The organism is Streptomyces sp. NPDC002588 (assembly GCF_040295925.1).
Taxonomy (GTDB): domain Bacteria; phylum Actinomycetota; class Actinomycetes; order Streptomycetales; family Streptomycetaceae; genus Streptomyces.
In genome coordinates this window covers 101,793-120,087 of the sequence record NZ_JBEOWF010000022.1, presented here as the reverse complement: position 1 = coordinate 120,087, position 18,295 = coordinate 101,793, and the positions used below count along the sequence as shown (strand labels likewise).

At 69.2% G+C, this 18,295-nt stretch carries 15 protein-coding genes and 1 pseudogene; 6 read left to right on the top strand and 10 right to left on the bottom strand.

Annotation, left to right across the window (positions count from 1 at the left end; all coding sequences use genetic code 11):
- Window positions 1-148: 148 nt before the first annotated feature.
- Entirely contained in the window at window positions 149-1,894 is a 1,746-nt protein-coding gene (locus tag ABT057_RS25285; RefSeq protein ID WP_352345851.1) for an eCIS core domain-containing protein, read from the top strand.
- A gap of 273 nt (window positions 1,895-2,167) precedes the next feature.
- Here ABT057_RS25285 and ABT057_RS25280 read toward each other — a convergent pair whose 3' ends face one another.
- The 3 genes from ABT057_RS25280 to ABT057_RS25270 form a co-directional block, all read right to left on the bottom strand.
- A complete protein-coding gene (locus ABT057_RS25280; protein WP_352345850.1) occupies window positions 2,168-3,001 on the bottom strand; it encodes a PIG-L family deacetylase in 834 nt (277 codons plus the stop codon).
- A 510-nt stretch (window positions 3,002-3,511) separates the two neighbouring features.
- Window positions 3,512-4,702, bottom strand: coding sequence for a sensor histidine kinase (locus tag ABT057_RS25275; RefSeq protein ID WP_352345849.1), 1,191 nt, complete (start codon window positions 4,700-4,702; stop codon window positions 3,512-3,514).
- Complete coding sequence (locus ABT057_RS25270; RefSeq protein WP_352345848.1) at window positions 4,693-5,355, bottom strand: response regulator transcription factor; 663 nt, start codon at window positions 5,353-5,355, stop codon at window positions 4,693-4,695. The genes ABT057_RS25275 and ABT057_RS25270 overlap by 10 nt, the downstream gene beginning before the upstream one ends.
- A 50-nt stretch (window positions 5,356-5,405) precedes the next feature.
- Here ABT057_RS25270 and ABT057_RS25265 point away from each other — a divergent pair, with 50 nt between their 5' ends.
- The 4 genes and pseudogenes from ABT057_RS25265 to ABT057_RS25250 form a co-directional block, all read left to right on the top strand.
- A complete protein-coding gene (locus ABT057_RS25265; RefSeq protein ID WP_352345847.1) occupies window positions 5,406-6,830 on the top strand; it encodes an ABC transporter permease in 1,425 nt (474 codons plus the stop codon).
- A gap of 42 nt (window positions 6,831-6,872) precedes the next feature.
- A complete protein-coding gene (locus ABT057_RS25260) occupies window positions 6,873-8,261 on the top strand; it encodes an FtsX-like permease family protein (RefSeq protein WP_352345846.1) in 1,389 nt (462 codons plus the stop codon).
- Between the two features lie 6 nt (window positions 8,262-8,267).
- Window positions 8,268-8,972 carry an ABC transporter ATP-binding protein gene (locus ABT057_RS25255; RefSeq protein WP_352345845.1) on the top strand — a complete coding sequence of 235 codons (705 nt, stop codon included), beginning with the start codon at window positions 8,268-8,270 and terminating at the stop codon, window positions 8,970-8,972.
- A gap of 132 nt (window positions 8,973-9,104) precedes the next feature.
- Window positions 9,105-9,512 (top strand): annotated as a pseudogene (locus tag ABT057_RS25250) (DDE-type integrase/transposase/recombinase); the annotation flags it as partial.
- A gap of 178 nt (window positions 9,513-9,690) precedes the next feature.
- Here the strand turns inward: ABT057_RS25250 and ABT057_RS25245 are convergent.
- Window positions 9,691-10,542, bottom strand: coding sequence for a helix-turn-helix transcriptional regulator (locus tag ABT057_RS25245; RefSeq protein ID WP_352345844.1), 852 nt, complete (start codon window positions 10,540-10,542; stop codon window positions 9,691-9,693).
- Window positions 10,543-10,627: 85 nt separating this feature from the next.
- Here ABT057_RS25245 and ABT057_RS25240 point away from each other — a divergent pair, with 85 nt between their 5' ends.
- On the top strand, window positions 10,628-11,422 hold the full coding sequence (locus ABT057_RS25240; protein WP_352345843.1) for an SDR family NAD(P)-dependent oxidoreductase: 795 nt from the start codon (window positions 10,628-10,630) through the stop codon (window positions 11,420-11,422).
- A 331-nt stretch (window positions 11,423-11,753) separates the two neighbouring features.
- On the opposite strand, the gene ABT057_RS25235 is transcribed toward ABT057_RS25240, so the two are convergent.
- From ABT057_RS25235 to ABT057_RS25210, 6 genes are all read right to left on the bottom strand, one after another.
- The gene (locus ABT057_RS25235; protein ID WP_352345842.1) at window positions 11,754-12,686 is read right to left on the bottom strand and encodes an alpha/beta hydrolase family protein; all 933 of its coding nucleotides are present in this window, start codon (window positions 12,684-12,686) and stop codon (window positions 11,754-11,756) included.
- 432 nt (window positions 12,687-13,118) lie between these two features.
- A complete protein-coding gene (locus ABT057_RS25230) occupies window positions 13,119-13,700 on the bottom strand; it encodes a HEAT repeat domain-containing protein (protein WP_352345841.1) in 582 nt (193 codons plus the stop codon).
- Window positions 13,701-13,955: 255 nt separating this feature from the next.
- Window positions 13,956-14,522, bottom strand: a complete 567-nt coding sequence (locus ABT057_RS25225; RefSeq protein ID WP_352345840.1) for an antibiotic biosynthesis monooxygenase — start codon at window positions 14,520-14,522, stop codon at window positions 13,956-13,958.
- A 326-nt stretch (window positions 14,523-14,848) separates the two neighbouring features.
- Window positions 14,849-16,492 (bottom strand): NAD-dependent malic enzyme, encoded by a 1,644-nt coding sequence (locus ABT057_RS25220; RefSeq protein WP_352345839.1) that lies wholly within the window; start codon window positions 16,490-16,492, stop codon window positions 14,849-14,851.
- Between the two features lie 635 nt (window positions 16,493-17,127).
- Window positions 17,128-17,676: a TetR/AcrR family transcriptional regulator gene (locus ABT057_RS25215; protein ID WP_352345838.1), complete on the bottom strand. Its 549-nt coding sequence runs from the start codon at window positions 17,674-17,676 to the stop codon at window positions 17,128-17,130.
- Window positions 17,677-17,701: 25 nt separating this feature from the next.
- Window positions 17,702-18,175, bottom strand: a complete 474-nt coding sequence (locus ABT057_RS25210; protein ID WP_352345837.1) for a nuclear transport factor 2 family protein — start codon at window positions 18,173-18,175, stop codon at window positions 17,702-17,704.
- Window positions 18,176-18,295 lie beyond the last annotated feature (120 nt).

Sequence of the window (18,295 nt, the reverse complement as noted above, 5' to 3'; positions counted from 1 at the left end):
TATGAGCGAACTCGCACGCGGGCCAGGCGGTCGCCACGATGTCCGCCGAACGACACCGACGCCGGAGTCCGGCAGCCGTCACACCGAGACCGGAGCCTCCGCGGGCTCCCTCACGCGCGTACCGATCTGGGCGCGCGGGCCCGGACCCATGGCCGATCACGCGCTGGACTCGGCCGGGGAGCCGCTCGACGCCGGCGTACGGCGCGAGATGGAGGCACGGCTGGCGACGGACCTGGGGGCGGTGCGCGTCCACACGGGAGCCGAGGCCGGCGAGGCCGCCCGTTCGCTCGGAGCGCGCGCCTACACGGTCGGCACCGACATCGTCTTCGGCGCCGGGCAGTACGCCCCGTCGACACCGGTCGGCCGGTATCTGCTGGCTCACGAACTGGCGCACGTCGTGCAGCAGGGTCCCGGGACCGCCCCGCCGCGCTCCGGTCCCGGCCCGGCAGCGGCGGAACGTGAGGCGAACGACGTGGCTCGCAGCGCGTCCGGGGGCGGCCATGTGCACTCGCCAGTGCGCCGGGACCCGGCTGCGGCCGGGCACGTCCAGCGGTTCGACAGTTTCGAGCACGTCCAGCTCGGCGACACGTCCGCCGGCGGTCCCACCGGCTTCCTCCTCCTCGACGCCCACACCCGCGACCTGCCGCAGCACGCGACGCCGACCGTCGGATGGCCGCCGGACTGGATCGCCCGCTACAACAAGGGCTCGGCGGACCAGCGCCGCGCGATCACCAAGGGACTGACATACGGCGAGATCCTGGCGTTGTCCGGGGACATGTACGCCGACATCGATCCCGGGACCTTGGCCACTTCGGTGGTCGGAACGATGCAGCGGATCAACCGCGCGTCGCTGGTGGAGATCTACGACCTCATCCCGATCGTGCACGCTCGCTCGGCGACCGGTGAGTTCGAGATCGCCTCCACCGAGAAGGTCGAGATCGCGACCGGTGGCCGTTACCTGACCCTCGCCGCCCACAACGTCTCGCATTTCTCCAATGTCGGCGACGGCCACAACAACCTCGGCACGTGGCGGGAAGGGCACGCGGCCGCGCTCGCACTGGCCGCCGTCGGCCGGGCGAACGCCGCCTGGGCGATGAACGCGGCCGCCGACCACTTCCTCACCGACGCGTTCGCTGCGGGCCATCTGCGTCCGGACCGTGTACGCGAGGTGCACAGCAAGGTGCCGGGGTTGGGCAGCGTCAAGAGCAAGATATGGCACGACCTTGACAACGAGTTCGGCGTCGCGGTCCATAACCGGCGAGGTGACCGCTGGCTCGCGTTCGGCGACGACCACCTCAACCACGTCCAGAACATGCTCCAGAAGTCCTTCGAGGCACGTGCGCCGGACATCCAGGGAGCTTTCGGCGCACTGGCCGGACGGCAGCCGATTCCCGGCATGGTGCCGCCCTCGCCGTTGATGGAGGGTGACGGTGTGCGCATCGCCCGCGAGGCCGTCGAGGCGTCGAAGGCGGACATCCAGACCGCCCTCGACATGCGCATGGTGCCGAGTGGGCCCTTCAGGGCCGAGCAACTCGTGCCGATCGTCGACATCTGGACTGAGGATCGCTGGGGGAAAGACGACTTCGCTGCGGAGATCGGGCAGTTGGCCTGGTCGGAGCTGCCGGGACTGCTGGCCGTGAACGGCGACACGCGCGCCAAGGAATGGATCGCGAGCCAGACCGAGGCAGTTCTTCGCGACATGCCGCTCGACGAGAAGGCACGGGTGGTGGACCGCCTGCTCTCCGGGGCGATCGGCAACGACGACCTCGACGCCGTCGAACGTGTCTACCGCGCCAGCAGCGCCGCCCAGCAGTTCAGCCTGCGCCAAGTGATCGAACCCGTGATCCATGGGCGCCAACTCTCCCGGCTGCGCGCCCTCGTGGGCCGGCCCTGACAGCGGGAACCCGGCCGGCCAGTGGCTTCACGGCGTGTCGGACATCGGAGCCTCAACTTCGTGTCGCTTCCCCGGCGGTCTGTCCTGATCGGAGCAGACCGCCGGGCTTGTGACCTGGGCTGTCGCGCACCCTTGCGAGTCAGCAGCCCGCGGCTCCCCCGCTTGTGTGGTTCCAGGTGGCTTGGGGACGAGCGCGGTGTCGGGTCGGAAGTGCGGGCACGCGTCGAACGCCACCGGTCGGGCGGTCGGGCGGATCAGCGCAGGCCCGGCGGATCAGCGCAGGCCGGCGAAGAGATCGTTCTCGGGTACGGCCGCGCCGGTGGCGTCCTGGACACGTACGAAGGTCTCCATGCCCATCAACTCGCCGAACCTCTCCTTTCCCATCTTGAGGAAGAAGATGTTCTCGCCCTGACTGGCGTGCGCGGCCAACGCGTCGAACTTCTGACCGCTGAACGCGGTGGTGTCCACCCACGTGGTGATCTCGTCGTCGGGGAGGCCCATCTCGGCCATCGCGGCCGCCTCGGCGGGATCCGGCTCCGGCATGTCCTCATGAAACTCGCGCATGATCTCGCCGAACCGCTGAATCCCCGAGCGGGGCATCGTGGTCCAGTACACCTTCGGTGCCAGCGCGGTCATCTCCAGCGCCGCCATCGTGATGCGGTGGGCCTGGATGTGGTCGGGGTGGCCGTAGAAACCGTTCTCGTCATAGGTGACGACCACATCAGGCCGGTAGTGCCGCATGAGTTCCGCGAGTCGGGCCGCGCCTTCCTGCACGGGGAGCTGCCAGAAGGATCCGGGGGCGTCGTTGCTCGGCCAGCCCGCCATTCCGGAGTCGGCATAGTCCAGCATCTCCAGAGCGCCGATCTTCAGGACGTCGCAGCTCGCCTCAAGTTCCCGGCGGCGCATCAAGGCGACCGCCGCCGGATCGTGCCCGGGATCACCCGGCTTGACACCCCCCGGTCCGTCACCGCAGCCGCCGTCGGTACACGTCACGAGCACCGTGCGGATGCCTTCCGCCGCATACCGCGCGAGAACCCCTCCGGTTCCGGTGGCCTCGTCGTCGGGGTGGGCGTGTACTGCCATCAGCGTCAAGGGCCGGTCAGTCATGAAGCAGTCCTCCTGCAGAAATATGTCTTGGTCCAAGTGTGCGGCGGGGGCACCACGATCCTGGGGCCCGGATCCCGGCGGGGCGGACGACCTTGTGGTCTCCGTGTTCCCCGCCTGTGCGGCGCCGGTCCCCCGGTCGATGCAACCGTGCCGACCGGGTCGGCTGTTCCCGGCGCGGCCGCCTGGCCTTCCAGGCGTCGGCGTTTCAACGCGAACGACGACGAACTTCCCTGGGTGACTGCCGTCAGGAACAGTCCGCATGTCTCAGTCCTCCTCCTGTTTCACCGGAACCCGGGTGGAAGTGCCGGAACGATCTACTCCGAACCACGCGCCACCTGTCTCAGAACAAGACGGGAAGCGTTGCCCGTTTGGGTCCTTCGGGACCGGGCCGCTCGATCGGTCCTCGTCGGAGGTGCGAGTGCGGAGGACCGACAAGGGCTGCGAGCGGTCCCATCGAGGGGCAGCCGGCGGCTGCGGGCAGGCAGGCGGCGACGAGCACCGCCACGGCTCTCAGGGGAAGCGCAGGGTGAGGGCGAGTCCACCCTCGGCGCCGGGTTGCCCTGTAAGCGTGGCGTGGTGGGCCTCGGCGATGGAGGCGGCGATGGGCAGTCCCAGGCCGTGGCCGGCAGTGGCGGTGCGGTCCGCGTCGAGGCGGCGGAAGGGTTCGAACAGGTCGGGGATCCGGTCGGCGGGCACGTGGGGGCCTGTGTTGGTCACCGTCACGGTGGGGGCGTCGAGTCGTACGCTGACCCAGCCGCCTGGGTGGTTGTACTGGATGGCGTTGCGAATCAGGTTCGCCAGCAGGTGCCGCAGCAGGACGGGGTCGCCGAGAACGGCCAAGGGCGTGTCGGCACTGAGGTCGATGCGCACGCCGTTCTCCGATGCCTGCGGGGCGAGTTCGGCGATTACGAGCTGGGCGGTTTCCGCAAGATCCACGCTCTCGATCTCATCCGGTCCGCGGTCGCTGCGAGCGAGCAGCAGGAGCGCGTTGATCAGCTGTTCGGCTTCGCGATTGGTCGTGAGCAGGTCCTCGCGAACGCCGACGAGGTTCTCGGGGAGGGGGTCGGCGAGGCCGACCTGGAGGGTGGTGCGCTGGGCGGCGAGGGGCGTTTTGAGTTCGTGGGAGGCGTTGGCGACGAAGCGGCGTTGGCTCTCGAAGGCTTTCTCCAGCCGGTCGAGCATGGTGTCGAAGGTGTCGGCGAGGCGGTGGAGCTCGTCGTCGGGACCGGTGAGTGCCAAGCGCTGGTGCAGGTTCTGTTCGCTGATGCGGCGGGCTGCCGCGGTCATGGAGGCGACGGGACGCAGTGCCCGTCCCGCGAGCCACCAGCCGAGAAGTCCGGCCAGTGACGCCGTGACGAGGAGGCCGACGGCGGACCAGAGCACCATCTGGCGCAGCGCGGTGTCCTGTACGGCTTGCACGGTCTGGTCGATCTTCTGGATCATGGCGAAGTCGCCCCGGTCCGCAGAGGTGCGATCCGGCCTGGCGGAGCGCATGGGCTCGAAGCGCGTCGCAGGGCTGCTCACTGTATCGCCGTACCTGACCGACAGCCCCTGGACCTGCTGATCCGTTCCGTAGCGGGCGAGCAGCACCACGAAGGAGAGCAGGGCGATGCCGGTGAGCAGGAAGAGCAGGGAGATGGCGGCGGCCAGGCGGGCGCGGAAGGGCATCCTGCTCAACAGCGCCCGTGGTGTCAGTCGCACAGCCGGTATCCCTCTCCCTTGTCGGCGGCGATCAGGCCGGGGTCGCCGAGTTTGCCGCGCAGTCGGCTGACGGTGGCGCGGACCGCGCTGGTGCGCCGGTCGAGGTACTCGTCCCAGACGGTGCGGACCAGCTCGTCGTGCGACACCGGCGCGCCACCGGCCACAAGCAGCAGATGCAGGACCGCGAACTCCTTCGGGTTCAGCTCCAGCGGGCGGCCGTCCATGGACACTGCACGCCGCGCCTCGTCCAGCGAGATGCTCCCGAAGCTCAGTACAGCGGGGGGCGGCTTCGGCGCGCGACGGCTCAAGGCACGTACGCGGGCGACGAGCTCGGCGAAGTCGAAGGGCTTGGTGAGGTAGTCGTCCGCGCCGAGCTCGGTGAGGCCGTAGACCCTGTCGGTGAGCTCGCCGGCCGCGGTCAGCATCAGGATCCGCGGTGGGTCCTGGAGTTCCCGCAGCCGCCTGCACACCTCGTCGCCGGTCATGACCGGCAGATCGCGGTCGAGGATCAGCACGTCGTAGGCGGTGAGCAGACACATCCGCTCGGCCTCGTCCCCTGTGCCGGCGATGTCGACGGCCATTGCCTGGCGGCGCAGACCGGTGGCGATGGTGCGGGCGAGAACACGATGGTCCTCGGCTACCAGAACTCTCATGCCCCCATGAAACCAAGATCGCGATTGCAGCCGGATAAGGACGCGGAGCGGTGTGCTCCGAGCCGGCCGGCGCTGTACCGGACCGGCGGGTGAAGAGGGCCAGGCCGAAGTCGGCGCCCTCGACCAGGACCGGGGCCGGTCCTTATGCCGCTGTAACACGCTTATCTTGCTGCAAACGGCAAGCTGCTTTTGTCTTCGGCATGAACTTCGTCAAGCGCGCCGGAATGAGCCTTGGTGCCAGAAAGTCCAAGACCGCCGCCTTGCTGGCGATCTTCGTCGTCATCTGCACCCTGCTCCTCGGCGGCTTCCTGCTGCAGGCCGCCGCGGCCCGTCAGGAAGCCGACGCGCAACGCACCATCGGCGTCGACGTCACGGTCAGGAAGAAGGGCCTCACCCCGGACCTGGCCGACCGGCTCGGCGCCTCGGACCTGGTGCACCGCTACAACCCGGAGCTTCCGGTGCGGGCCGGCGCGCGTGGCTTCACGCCGCTGACATCGAATACACCGAAGCCGGGCGGCCCAGGAGCCGAGGAGGAGGAACAAGATCCTCTGGCTGTGAACGGCGTCCGTGACTCGGGCTTGCTGCTGCCCTTCTCGTACGGTTCGACGAAGATCACGGAGGGCCGCGGCATCACCTCCGAGGACGCGGGGCACGGCGTCGCGGTGATCGAGCAGCGCCTGGCCGACGAGAACGACCTCAAGGCGGGCGACACCGTCCGGGTGCGGTCTGCGGACGGCAAGCGCACGGTGCCGCTGACGGTCGTCGGCGTCTTCCAGGACCCGAGGCAGGATCCGACGAGGTGGGCGCCGCCGCACGAACTGCCCGGCAACGCGCTGTACGTGCCGGTGGGCACCGCGCAGCAGCTCGGTACCGGCATCGTGACGGTCAGCGAGGCGGTTTTCAGGATCGGATCGCCGGACCAGGCCGAGCAGCTGCACGACGAGGCCGAACGGCTCCTCGGCGCGGGCAGCTTCGACTTCCGCGTCAACGACAAGGCGTACAAGGATCAGGTCCGCCCGATCCAGCGGGTCGGCACGTTCGCGGGACTGATCGTCTGGGTGATCGCCTTGGCCGGTGCGCTGATCCTCGGCCTCATCGTGACGCTGCAGATCCGCGAGCGGCGCGCCGAGCTCGGGGTGCTGCTCGCGATGGGCGAGAAGAAGTGGAAACTCATCGGCCAGCACGCCGTGGAGGTGGCGGCCGTGGCCTTGCCCGCCGTCGCGCTCGCCGCGCTCGCCGGTTCGCTCGCCGGACAGCCCGCGGGTGACGCGCTCCTCGGCAGCCAGGACGACAAGCCGGCCTCGGCGGCCCGTGCACCGGATGCCGAGATCGCTCCGGCCACGGTGCGGGTCGAGCCGGCCACCGTCGGCAAGGTCGCCGGCATCGGGCTCGGGATCTCCCTGGTCTCCACCGCCATCCCGGGCGTCGGGGTCCTGCGACTGCACCCCCGCTCCATCCTCACCGACACCGAATAGCCCCTGCCGGCACAGACCGCGAGTGCCAGAAAGCCGACTTTCATGAACTTCGTCAAGCGTGCAGGGCTCAGCCTGTGGGCCCGCAAGGGCCGCACCCTGATCACCCTCGCCACCTTCCTCGTCATCTCCGTGATGGTGGTGGCCGGCGTCCTGATCAACGACGCGACGGCCCAGGCCGAGCAGGACGCCAAGCGCTCCGTGGGCGCCGAGGTCAACCTCGAAATGGATATGAGCGCGATGGGAGCCGGCGGTGGCGGCGGTATGCAGGCCCCGCGCATCGACCCCGCGACCGTCGACAAGCTCGGCGCGCTGCCCCAGGTGCAGAAGTACACCTACTCGATGTGGGACCGCGCCATCCTCAAGGGCAAGTACAAGCTGGTCGACGGCGGGCCGAAGACCCAGACCATGGGCCCCGGCGGCACCGCGGCCACAGGCGTGCTCGACTCCTCGCTGCTGCCCGACTTCCGCAATGGCAAGTTCACCCTCCTGGCCGGCAAGCACCTCACGGTCGCCGACAAGGACAAGAAGCAACTCCTGATCGAGGTGCGGCTGGCCCAGAAGAACGGCCTCAAGGTCGGCGACAAGATCACCCTGACCGGCAACGACGAGAAGACGACGGCCGACTTCACCGTGGCCGGTATCTACCGTGACCCGCGCCCCAGCACCGAACCCGAACCCGAGAACTTCCTCAGCCCGGCCAATTTGATGTACGGAACCGTGGGCGGTATCTCCGCACTCGAGTCCGAAGGAAAGGGTCCGCTGCAGGTCGGCAAGGCGACCTTCCTCCTCCAGGACGCCGATGTGCAGGGCGCGTTCAAGGAGGAGGCGAAGCGGATCGCGGGCGCTGCGCTCAATGGCTTCAAGCTGGACGCCAACGACAAGGCCATCAAGCAGATGACGGGCCCGCTCAAGAGCATCCGCTCCACTGCCACCGTCGCCATGTGGCTGATGGGCCTCGCCGGCGCGGCAGTCCTGGCCCTCCTGGTCAACCTCGCCGTCAAGCAACGCGACAAGGAGTACGGCGTCCTGCTGGCCATGGGTGAGAAGAAGAGCAAGCTCATCGCCCAGCAGGCCCTGGAGATCGTCCTCGTGGCAGTCGCGGCCATCGGCCTGAGCTCCCTGTTCGCCCCAACCTTGACGCAGAGCGCCGGCCAGGCGCTGCTCGGCAAGGAGGCCGCCGCCGCCGAGCGGAAGATCGACTCCTGGCAGCCCCCGGCCCCCGGCAGCACCGGCATCGATCAGGGCATCGACCCGAACGACAAGCCCGTCGAGAACGCCGACCCCATCGACACGATCACGGTGGCGCTCGACCGGGCCGACCTCACCACCGTCGGCGGCATAGGCCTCGGCATCGGCCTGCTCGCCACCGCCATCCCGGCCGGCGCCGTGCTGCGCCTCAGCCCCCGCACCATCCTGACGAAGGGCAAGTGACCCACCATGACCAGCACCACCGCCACCCCGCCCGTTCTGCGCCTCGCCGACGTCAGCCACACCTACTCCGGCCAGCGCCGCAGGACCACGGTTCTCAAAAGCATCGATTACGCCTTCGAACGCGGCACGTTCTACACCATCCTGGGCCCCTCGGGCAGCGGCAAGACCACCCTGCTCAGCCTCGCCAGCGGCCTCGACACCCCCACCAGGGGCACGATCAGCTTCGACGGCCAGGACCTCACCGAACTCGGCTTCGGCCGCTACCGCAACAAGCATGCCGCCACGATCTTCCAGCAGTACAACCTCCTCACCTACATGACCGCTCTCCAGAACGTCATCTGCGCCATGGAGATCACCGGTGCCAAACCCGCGACCGGGAGCCGTAAGGCCCACGCCCTGCATCTGCTGGAACAGGTCGGCCTCGACAAGACGATGGCCACCCGTAACGTGATGCAGCTCTCTGGTGGCCAGCAGCAGCGCGTCGCCATCGTCCGCGCCATCGCCTGCGACGTCGACATCCTCTTCGCCGACGAACCCACCGGAAATCTCGACGAGGACACCGCCCAGGGCATCATCGACACCTTCCGTGAACTCGCTCATGAGCAGGGCAAGTGCGTGGTCGTCGTCACCCACTCCCAGCAACTGGCCGCCCAGTCCGACCGCATTCTCAACCTGCGCAAGGGCAGGCTCACGGAGCAGGTGAACACCTGATGCCGACACGTGCGCCGCCGGCAGCGCCCGCTCTGGTCTTCGCCCTCCCCCTGACCGCGTGCACGAGCGGCTCGGGCGACTCCGCGGGCGCCGACGTGAGGTGGCGGCTTCGCGCCGCTCACAGTGACACCGGTTCCGGACCTGTTCCCGCGGGACTTCACCGCCCTGGCGCCCGGAGTCACGTACGTGGGCGGCATCGCCCCTGTCTCCCCATCGGGGACGGCCAGTTCCTCTATCTGGCCACTGTCCTGGACTGCTTCAGCCGCCGGGTGCCCGACTGGTGCGTCGCCGCCCACATGCGCACCGAACTCGTCGCCGACGCCCTGCGGTGGCAGCCGCGACACACGGCGGTCTGAGCGGGGTGGTCTGAGCGGGGTGGTCTTCCACTCCGGTCACGGTGCCCAGTACATGTCGCGTGAATTCGCCGACTTGTGCGGCGAGTTGGGTGTCACCCAGTCCATGGGCGCGGTCGGCACCTCCACCGACAACGCCGCCTGCGAGAGCTGCCACGCCACCCTCAAGCGGGAGCCCCTGCGCGGAGACCACCACTGCCACCGCTCTCCGTCCCAGCAAGCCCTTTTGGCGGTGAGATGCCAGCCAGGGAGACATCGGCCGAGTTCGGCGCCCCCCGGAAGCAGTGCCGGTCGAGGAGACCGCGGCCGGCCGGATCAGCAAGTCGCCCTGTCGGCGATGGTGCTCGCGGTGGCTGGCTGTGGCGCTATCGCGGGTAGCGACTGGCCTCTGTTCCCAGGACGTTCAGCAGAGCGAGGGCTTCGGCGCCGGGGGATCCCGGCGGCGCGCTGAAGAGGACGAGGTACTGGTTGCGGTCGGCGAGGGTGAGGGTGTCGCAGTCGACGGTGACCTCGCCGACGGTCGGGTGGCGAAAGGTCTTGGTGAGCATCGGCGCGGCCTGCACGTCATGGCGTTCCCAGAGCCGGGCGAAGTCGGGGCTGGTGTCGCGGAGTTCATCGACGAGGCCGGTCACCGCGGGATCGGTGGGGTAGCGGGCGAGGGTGGTGCGGAGCTGCATCACGACGCCCAGCCGGAAGTCGGCGGCGTCGGAGATCCCGTAGAGCGTTGTATCGGCAGGCTGCGGTCCGGGGAAGGCCCGGCGGGCGAGGTTGCGGTCCTTTGGGGCGAGCGGGGCGAAGTCCTCCATGAGCGCGGCCGCGAGATCGTTCCAGGCGAGGACTTCGCACGTGGCGGACATGACGAAGCCGGCCGTCTGCGGCAGCCGCTCGAGGAGGGCGAGGATGCTGGGGCGGACGTCGCGCCGGTGCAGGCCCGTACGGTTCGGCGCGGTGCCCGCGAGGACGTGGAGGTGGTCGGACTCGGCATCCGTGAGCCGCAGCGCGCTGGTGATCGCCGCCAGGACGTCGCCCGAGGGGCGTGGTGCCCTGCCCTGCTCGAGGCGGATGTAGTACTCGGTGGAGATGTGCGCGAGGACCGCCACTTCCTCGCGACGAAGACCTGGTGTGCGGCGTCGCGGACCGGAGGGGAGGCCGACGTCCTGCGGGCAGAGCCGCTCGCGGCGGCTGCGGAGGAAGGCCCCGAGTTCCTGTTTGTCCATACGCCCAGTGTGCGCGCGGCGCGGCGGCGGATCCTGGTACAGGCTGTGCCTGTATCCGGCCGGCAGCCGGCCGGACGCTGTTGCCATGACGAACAACACGAACACCACCGGCAGCGCTCCCATCGGTCTGCTCACCGGCAAGGTCATCTTCATCACCGGCGCCAGCCGCGGCATCGGGGATGCCGCGGCCAGGCTCTTCGCCTCCGAGGGCGCCGCCGTCGTGCTCGCCGCCCGCAGCACCGATGCCCTCGACCGCATCGTGAAGGAGATCCGCGCCGACGGCGGCGTCGCCGACGCCGTCACACTGGACCTGGCCGACCCCGGAAGCATCCGCTCGGCGGTCGGCCGCGTCGAGGAGCTGCACGGCCGGCTGGACGGCGCCTTCAACAACGGGGCAGTCCCTCAGCAGCAGTTCGGCCCGGTCGAGACCACCAGCGACGAGGACATCGACGAACAGTTCGTCGTGAACTTCCGCTCGCACTGGACCGCCATGACCGCCGAGGCCGCACTCATGCGACAGGGCGGCGGCGGGGCGATCGTCAACACCTCCAGCATCGGAAGCCGCCGCGCGAACCCCGCCCTGCCCGCATACGGCGCCATGAAGCGTGCGCTCAACAGCCTCACCGAGACCGCCGCGGTCAACTGGGCCCCCGCCAACATCCGGGTCAACGGCATCACCCCCGGCGGCACCTCCACTGAGATGATCGACACCTGGGAAGCGGCTACTCCCGGGATCGTCGAGCAGATGACCGCGTCGATCCCGCTCGGCAAGATGGCCGAGCCCCGGCAGATCGCCGAGGCGGCCGCCTGGCTGCTCAGCGACCGCGCCTCGTACGTGACCGGCGCGATCGTGCCGGTCGACGGCGGCGCAGGCGCCTGACCGGGGCAGCCCAGCACCACCCGCCGGCGCCCACACTCCCAGCGCCGAGCCGCCACTCCCGGCAGCAGCTGCTCGTCAGCGGCGGCGCGTTGAGCTGATCATGCGCCAGGCCACTCCTGGGAGTCATCTTCGGCCGGGTTGAATCGTGAGGTGGAGTGCCTGTTCTTGAACCGATTTGCCGAGTGGCCTCGGGGCCCACGCTCGGAGTGTCATGAACCAGATGTGATCTTCCCCGGAGGAGTCGTCTGATTCATGACACTCCCGGCCTCGCCGTCTCCTGGCCTGAGACTCGAGGACGACCTGTCAGATCGCGAGCCCGGCCGCGAGGCGCCTACTTGCTCTCGGTGCTGAAGGCGCCGGTGTTGTGGCTGATCTGGTCCTGCAGGGCCTGCCGGCTTCCTGCGTCGGCGCTGAGGACGTCGTGCAGGTAGGCGGAGACGGCGTCGGCGACGAGGACGACGCGGGCGGAGTCCTCGTCGGTGGTGTCCTTGGCGGCCTCGCCGGAGATTCCGCCGAAGAGGTGCTCGCCCTCGGCGATGGTGAGCAGTCCCTTCGGGGCAGGACTGAGGTGGTAGGCGTCGGTGAACCACTCAGGTCCGCGGGTGGACATGGCCGACTGGTCCTTTCCACCGGCGATGACCAGGGCAGGAGTGGTCATGCTGGAGAAGTCCGGGCGCGCGAACGGGAGATACTCGAGTGCGAAGGGGGTCAGGGTGTCGCCGGTACCGGCCGCCGCGATGAGTGCGCCGACCTTGACGGCGGGATGGGAGAAGTCCTCGCCCGGGTTGCCCTCGGTGTCGAAGACGCGGGCACCCAGGAGGGCGCCGGCGGTCTGTGCTCCCCATGAGTGCCCGACGACAGCGACGCGATCGCGGTCGACACGGGTGGTCAGGCCGCCGAGCTGGTCGAGGATGTCCCTGAGGCCGTCCAGGACGGCGTGCAGATCGGCTATGCGCACGCGCCAGATGGTGGCGAAACGGGGATCGTCGAAGCCGATGCCGTTGCGGCGGGAGTCCAGGTGGGTGGGCTGAACCACGACGAACCCGGCAGCCGCCCAGCGGTCGACGATGGGCTCGTAGCCGTCCATCGACCAGGCGTTGCCGTGGGAGAAGACGATGACGGGCAAGTTCCTCCCGTCGGCGGGTGCGGTGACCTTGACCTGCAGGTCGATGCCTCGGCCGGTGGTGGGAACGGTGACAGGCTTGACGACGATGATCTGACGGTCGAGCGTGGGCATGGGGTCCTTGCCGGAATGCATTTCCATGGCGTCGACGGTAGGGACCCGATAGGCACCAAATGGTAACCGTCGGTAGGTGAGTATGACCGCAGCCGGCATTGCGAGCACGGCAGGGGCGGGGGCCTGAAAGCGGCAAGGTGCTCCTCGCCGACTGCCCCGCACGGCCGGCGATCGAGATCATCTCGCCTTCGCCGGTCGAGTACAGCCGGGACCGCGCTCGGCCGGACGGTCCAAAAGCCGATCGTGATGCTGACCCAGTGGGCGCGAACCAACAGCGAAGCTGTCGTCGACTTCCGGGAGTCGGCGGCCGCCGAGTCGGTCGGCTGAGGACCGTTGGGCCGCCAGCCGCCAGCCGCCAGCCGCCAGCCGCCAGCCGCCAGCCGCCAGCCGAGGGTGGTGCGCGGCGGGGTCGATGAGCACTTTTCCAGCTCCTGGAGCTACTCCCCTACCTACTGAGGATCACTGAAAATGTCCCGTTGCCTGAGAACCACGTGGAACGGTCCGCTTGTAGATGGTCCCGCTGGGCGTGTACCAGCCCGCCTTCTTGCGGACCGCCGCGCTCGGGTCATGGGCGTGGGATGCCTTTAGGGCAGCGATGGCGCGGGCATCTGTGTGCACGAACTTCCCGACGAGTTCAGCGGCCCTGCTCCGGACTTGCGGGTCGGGGTCGGAGGCCAGGTGCCGCAGCGCGGGTTGGAGAACCCGGTCCGGGCCCGGTGCACAGGTGTCGCCCTTGCACCGGTCGCACGCCAGGGCGTGAAAGGCAGAGATCCTCACCCGCGCGTCGGGGTCGTCGGTCATGGCGATGAGCTCGTCCATGGAATCCGTGTCGACCAGGTGATCGAGGAGGCGACAGCAGCCCTCTCGGACTGACGGATCGTCGTGATGCAAGCCGGCGCGGATGGCGCTCAGTGCGCCCTCGCCACGCCGCAGCAGTTCGTGGTAGGCCGCAACCGCACGCTGCGGATCGCCCAAACAGGAGACGAGGGCCTCATTGTCGGTCCTGACGAATCCAAGCATGACCTCAGTGTCGAGCTTCACTGGGAATTCCGACAAAGGGATTTCCCAACCGCAGAGGGAAGCGCACACCGTGCATCGAGGGCGTCCTGTCAGCGGTCTCGGGGTGGGATGATCCCGATCACGGCAGCTGTGATCACGGCGTCAGAAGCCTTCTGGACAGTCCCGTTCACCGGGCTCAGCCCGCGCAGCGCCGGGACGCATCGCGGCATCCGAACCAACTGGTGTTCCAGGGCATCCTGTTCGTGGTGCGCGCCGGGATCGTCCGGGAGCACCTGATCATCTGTCCGGCGGAGGGTACAGCCAGCGCCGCAGCAGACGGCTCAGGCTCGGCATCACCACATACGTCAGCGTCGGCAGCAGGACTATGGGGAACACGGCGGCCCGTAGGGGTAGTGGCCAGGTACCCGTGCGGGGCGTCACCAGCCACTGGATCAGCAGCGTGAACGGATAGGCGCCGAGGAACGTGGTGAGCACCATCTTCCAGCGGGGCGGGGCCTGCACGGTGGTGCCGGGCAAGTTGAACCAGGTCTCCATCCCGGACGTCGACTGCCGCTCGCTGCCGATCTCCGTGGCGACGCCCTCGATCCGCGCGTGCCAGGACTCCCGCTCCTCCGACTCCAGCCACGCGGCGAGCCGGTGCGGATCGGACCAGCGCAGCACCGCGTGGTAGCGGTGGCCCTCCTCGGGGCGCAGCCACGAGACGCCTTCGTTGCCCGGGAACCGCCTGGCGCAACGGGCGATCCCGTGCGTCCAGTCCTCGAACTCCTGCTCCCGGCCTGGGCGCACCTCCCAGGTGAGAACGGTGGTGACCGGCTCGCCCCGGCGTACTTCAGTGGTGCTCATACTCACCACGGGTGCCACGTACGGTACGGGTCATGCCTTGTGGTCTCACCCGTCCTCTGTGAGCGGGGGTGGCAGGCGGCCGTGCTGGTGGTCGGTCGGAGGCCGGGGCGCCTGTCGGCGCTTCGCGGGTGTGCCGACGCCACAGACATCGGCCGCGTACAGCTCGATCGTGTACTGAAGACAGGATCCGGCAGCCCGAGTCCCGCGGGCGGCCCGTGCGGTCCGGACCGCGGTACGGGCGACACGGGCCCTCGTGCCGGACCGGGCTCTTCGTCTGCCAGGCGAGCAGCGCGAGTCGGCGCGCCGGGCGCGCGAGGCTCTGGCCGTCACTGCGCGTACCTGGGGCTCCATTGGGCCGCCTCGACAGCCGTGCGCAGTTCCTCCTGCGTGGCCTTCGGGGCGACGCCGTCTTCCACCGCCGCCGTCGCTGCGGCCACCGCGATCTCCCGGGCCGCGTCCCGCATGTGCCGCAGGGGTGGCAGCAGCGGCGCGGGGGCGCCGCTGTCTTCCGGGGCGAACCGGGCGGCGCACTCACCGACCGCGCGGGCGGCTGCCACCATCATCCGGTCCGTGACCCGGGTGGCCCGGCATGCGGTGACCGCCAGGCCGATGGCCGGGAACACGTACACGTTGTTCGCCTGCGCGACCGGCACCTCGCGGCCGTCGACCGTCACGGGCGGGAACGGGGAGCCGGCGGCGACCAACACCCTGCCGTCCGTCCAGCGCACCAGGTCGGCGGGGTCGGCCTCGGCGTGGGAGGTCGGGTTGGACAGCGGGAAGATCACCGGGCGGTCGCAGGAGGACGCCATCCGCCGCACGATCTCCTCCGTGAAGGCGCCATGCGCAGTGGACAGTCCGATCAGCACGGTCGGCTCGACCCGGTCCACCACCTCGGCCAGGCTGTACGACTGCTGTTCGTCGTTGCGGGCGTAGACCCGCTGCTCGTCGGTCAGCCCGTCACGGGTGCCGGTCAGCAGCCCGTCGACGTCCACGAACCAGAACCGGGAGACGGCCTCCTCCTCCGGCACGCCGTCGTCGACCAGAGCGGCACGGATCATGTCGGCGACACCGATCGCGGCAGAGCCCGCGCCGAGGATCACGATCCGCTGGCCGGCGAGCCGGGTCCCCGCCACCCGCGTCGCCGTGGTCAGTGCACCGAGCGCGACGGCGGCGGTGCCCTGGATGTCGTCGTTGAAGGTCAGCAGCCGGTCCCGGTAGCGGGTGAGGATCCGCCGGGCGTGCGCCGTCGCGAAGTCCTCCCACTGCAGCAGTGTTTCCGGCAGCTCAGCCTCCACGGCCGCCACCAGCGCTTCCACCAGCTCGTCGTACTCGGCCCCGGTCACCCGGCGCTCGCGGCGGCCCAGGTAGTGCGGGTCGTCCAGCAGGTCCTCGTTGTCCGTCCCGGCGTCCAGGAGGATCGGCAGCGTACGAGCGGGATGAATGCCGCCGATCGCCGTGTAGAGGCTGAGCTTGCCGATCGGAATGCCCATGCCACCGACCCCTTGGTCGCCCAGGCCCAGGATGCGCTGGCCGTCGGTGACGACGATGACGTCCACGTCGTCGTGCGGGCGGTTGCGCAGGATTTCCCGGAAACGGTGCCGGTCGTCGTACGACAGGAACAGCCCGCGTGGGCGGCGATAGATCTCGCTGAAGCGGCGGCACGCCTCACCGACCGTCGGGGTGTAGACGACCGGCAGCATCTCCTCCAGGTGGCGGGTGACCAGCCGATGGAACAGCACCTCGTTGGTGTCCTGGAGCTGGCGCAGGTAGATGTGCCGGTTCAGCGGCTTGTCGTAGCCGAGGAACGCCGCATACGCCCTGTCGGCCTGGTCGTCGAGGGTCTCCACGGCAGGCGGCAGCAGCCCGTCGAGGCCGAGCTCTGTCCGTTCCGTCGCGCTGAACGCGGTCCCCTTATTGCGCAGAGGGTCATACAGGAGTGCGGTGCCTTGGCGAGAATCGTTCACTGTCATGCCTTCTCGCCTGCCCGCTCATGCCATGGCCCTCACGCCAAGCCCTGGGCAAGGCGTCGGCAAGGAACGGTCACCGAACCGCAACCGTCCCGGATACCGCACCTTCGTTCATCCCGGCTGCTTCCCACTGAGTGGTGTGCATCGTGAAGTTGCTGGTCACGGATCTGGTGTGAGGGTCGGGAGAGCTACTCGCGCTGGTCGTCGGCCGGTGTCCACGGCGAAGATCGTCTGACATGTCGTTCGGAGCCGTCCTCGGTTTGTGCTGCGCCGACCGCTGTGCCGCTCTTACGATCCCGGGCCGGGCTGGGCCGGGAGAGCGTCGGAGGGTGGGGATGCGGGAGCTGAAGCGGACCACGGCTCGCGGAGTGAACTGGACACGCTCGCTGCGTAGTTGGCCAAGCACCTGCAGGTGGTCCCGGCCGAGAGGGAGGAGCTCGTGATCGCCGGGTCCTGAACCGGCTGGCCGAGCAGGACCGGGCTGTGGCGGAGGCCGCCACGGCCGTCGCCCCGACGCCCGCCCGGGAGGAGGCCGACCCGGACGAAGCTTGCCCGCGGCTGAAGAAGCCGAGTCCCATCGGCCGAGTTGGCCTACGAGGAAGAATCAGGGCCGTCGTCGCCGAACTGCCAGTGTCCGATCATCGAGCGGTGAGGACGTGCGCCCACGGCTCATCGATGTCGGCCAGACCCAGCACGGCGACCACGTTGTCGAGCATTCCGGCGCCGAACCAGCGCCGCACGGCCTCGTCGTCGCCCAGCAGCTGCCGAACGGTGTCAACCTGCTTGGCGTAGCACCGGCGCACGGCCTGCTCCACCAGCGGCTCGCCGACGGCACAGTTCGCGTGCATGAGGAAACGCAGGATGTTCCGGTCCGCGACGAGCGCGGCGTAGGCGCTGCGCGCCGCGTCCAACGCCGCCTCGGGCGCCGGCCCGGCCCCACCCGACGCCGGCGAGTGAGCGACCAGCGTGTCGGTCATCACGACGGACACGTGGTCGACCACCGCCGCGAACAGTGCTTCCTTGTTCGGGTACAGGCGATAGAGATACGGCTGAGAGACGCCGACCCAGTCTGCGATCTCGTGCGTCGTCGTACCGTAGAAACCCTTTTGCGCGAAGCAGTCGACCGCGGCGGCCACGATGGCCCGACGTCGTTCGTCGCTCTTCGTGCTGGTACCGGCGGCAGGCATGGGCGTCAGTCAAACACGGCTCCCCTCAGCCTCCAAAAGCCACGCTGCGATCGGAGTCGGACGGCACGTCGTGGGGCGTGAGCGCCTCGATCGCCACCAGCGGGTTCCAGTAGTCCAGGTAGTGGGTGATGCGCGCGTCGTCATCGGTCCGGACGACGGAGATGCACGTCTGCTCGTACGGCTTGCCGGTCGGCAGCGCCGTGCCCTTCGAGCGGAATTCGGCGATCACCAGGCCCGGATCGACCGTCTCGTGGAACACCAGGTCGACGAACTCCACGTCAAAGGTCTCGGGAAAGTTGCTCATGTGCGCGCGCAGCGCGTCTCGCCCCGTTACCCGCTGGGGCACGCCGGCCGGCGCGTACGGGAACTCGAGCACCGCGTCCGGGGCGAACAGTTTCACCCACTCCTCGGTGTGTCCGGCAGCGGTGAGGCGCAGGTGCTCGGCCACGGCGTGCTGGGCAGCGGCGCGGCGGGCGGCGTCGTCTTCCTGGACTGTCATTTTCACTCCTACGTTAGTGGTCGACCTATAACCTAGCACGCCGTGAGCCGTTGTGCGGGCAGTCGAGCAGGAGGTGACGTCAGGGGATCCCGGTCCGGTTCACGCAGAGGATGGCGTCGG

What these genes read in the sequence shown, in the direction of transcription:
- ABT057_RS25220 (WP_352345839.1), bottom strand. Translation starts at nt 16,492, where the DNA reads ATGACAGTGAACGATTCTCGCCAAGGCACCGCACTCCTGTATGACCCT.
- ABT057_RS25240 (WP_352345843.1), top strand. Translation starts at nt 10,628, where the DNA reads ATGACGAACAACACGAACACCACCGGCAGCGCTCCCATCGGTCTGCTC.
- ABT057_RS25235 (WP_352345842.1), bottom strand. Translation starts at nt 12,686, where the DNA reads ATGGAAATGCATTCCGGCAAGGACCCCATGCCCACGCTCGACCGTCAG.
- ABT057_RS25225 (WP_352345840.1), bottom strand. Translation starts at nt 14,522, where the DNA reads ATGAGCACCACTGAAGTACGCCGGGGCGAGCCGGTCACCACCGTTCTC.
- ABT057_RS25270 (WP_352345848.1), bottom strand. Translation starts at nt 5,355, where the DNA reads ATGAGAGTTCTGGTAGCCGAGGACCATCGTGTTCTCGCCCGCACCATC.
- ABT057_RS25285 (WP_352345851.1), top strand. Translation starts at nt 149, where the DNA reads ATGGCCGATCACGCGCTGGACTCGGCCGGGGAGCCGCTCGACGCCGGC.
- ABT057_RS25245 (WP_352345844.1), bottom strand. Translation starts at nt 10,542, where the DNA reads ATGGACAAACAGGAACTCGGGGCCTTCCTCCGCAGCCGCCGCGAGCGG.
- ABT057_RS25215 (WP_352345838.1), bottom strand. Translation starts at nt 17,676, where the DNA reads ATGCCTGCCGCCGGTACCAGCACGAAGAGCGACGAACGACGTCGGGCC.
- ABT057_RS25255 (WP_352345845.1), top strand. Translation starts at nt 8,268, where the DNA reads ATGACCAGCACCACCGCCACCCCGCCCGTTCTGCGCCTCGCCGACGTC.
- ABT057_RS25280 (WP_352345850.1), bottom strand. Translation starts at nt 3,001, where the DNA reads ATGACTGACCGGCCCTTGACGCTGATGGCAGTACACGCCCACCCCGAC.
- ABT057_RS25260 (WP_352345846.1), top strand. Translation starts at nt 6,873, where the DNA reads ATGAACTTCGTCAAGCGTGCAGGGCTCAGCCTGTGGGCCCGCAAGGGC.
- ABT057_RS25210 (WP_352345837.1), bottom strand. Translation starts at nt 18,175, where the DNA reads ATGACAGTCCAGGAAGACGACGCCGCCCGCCGCGCCGCTGCCCAGCAC.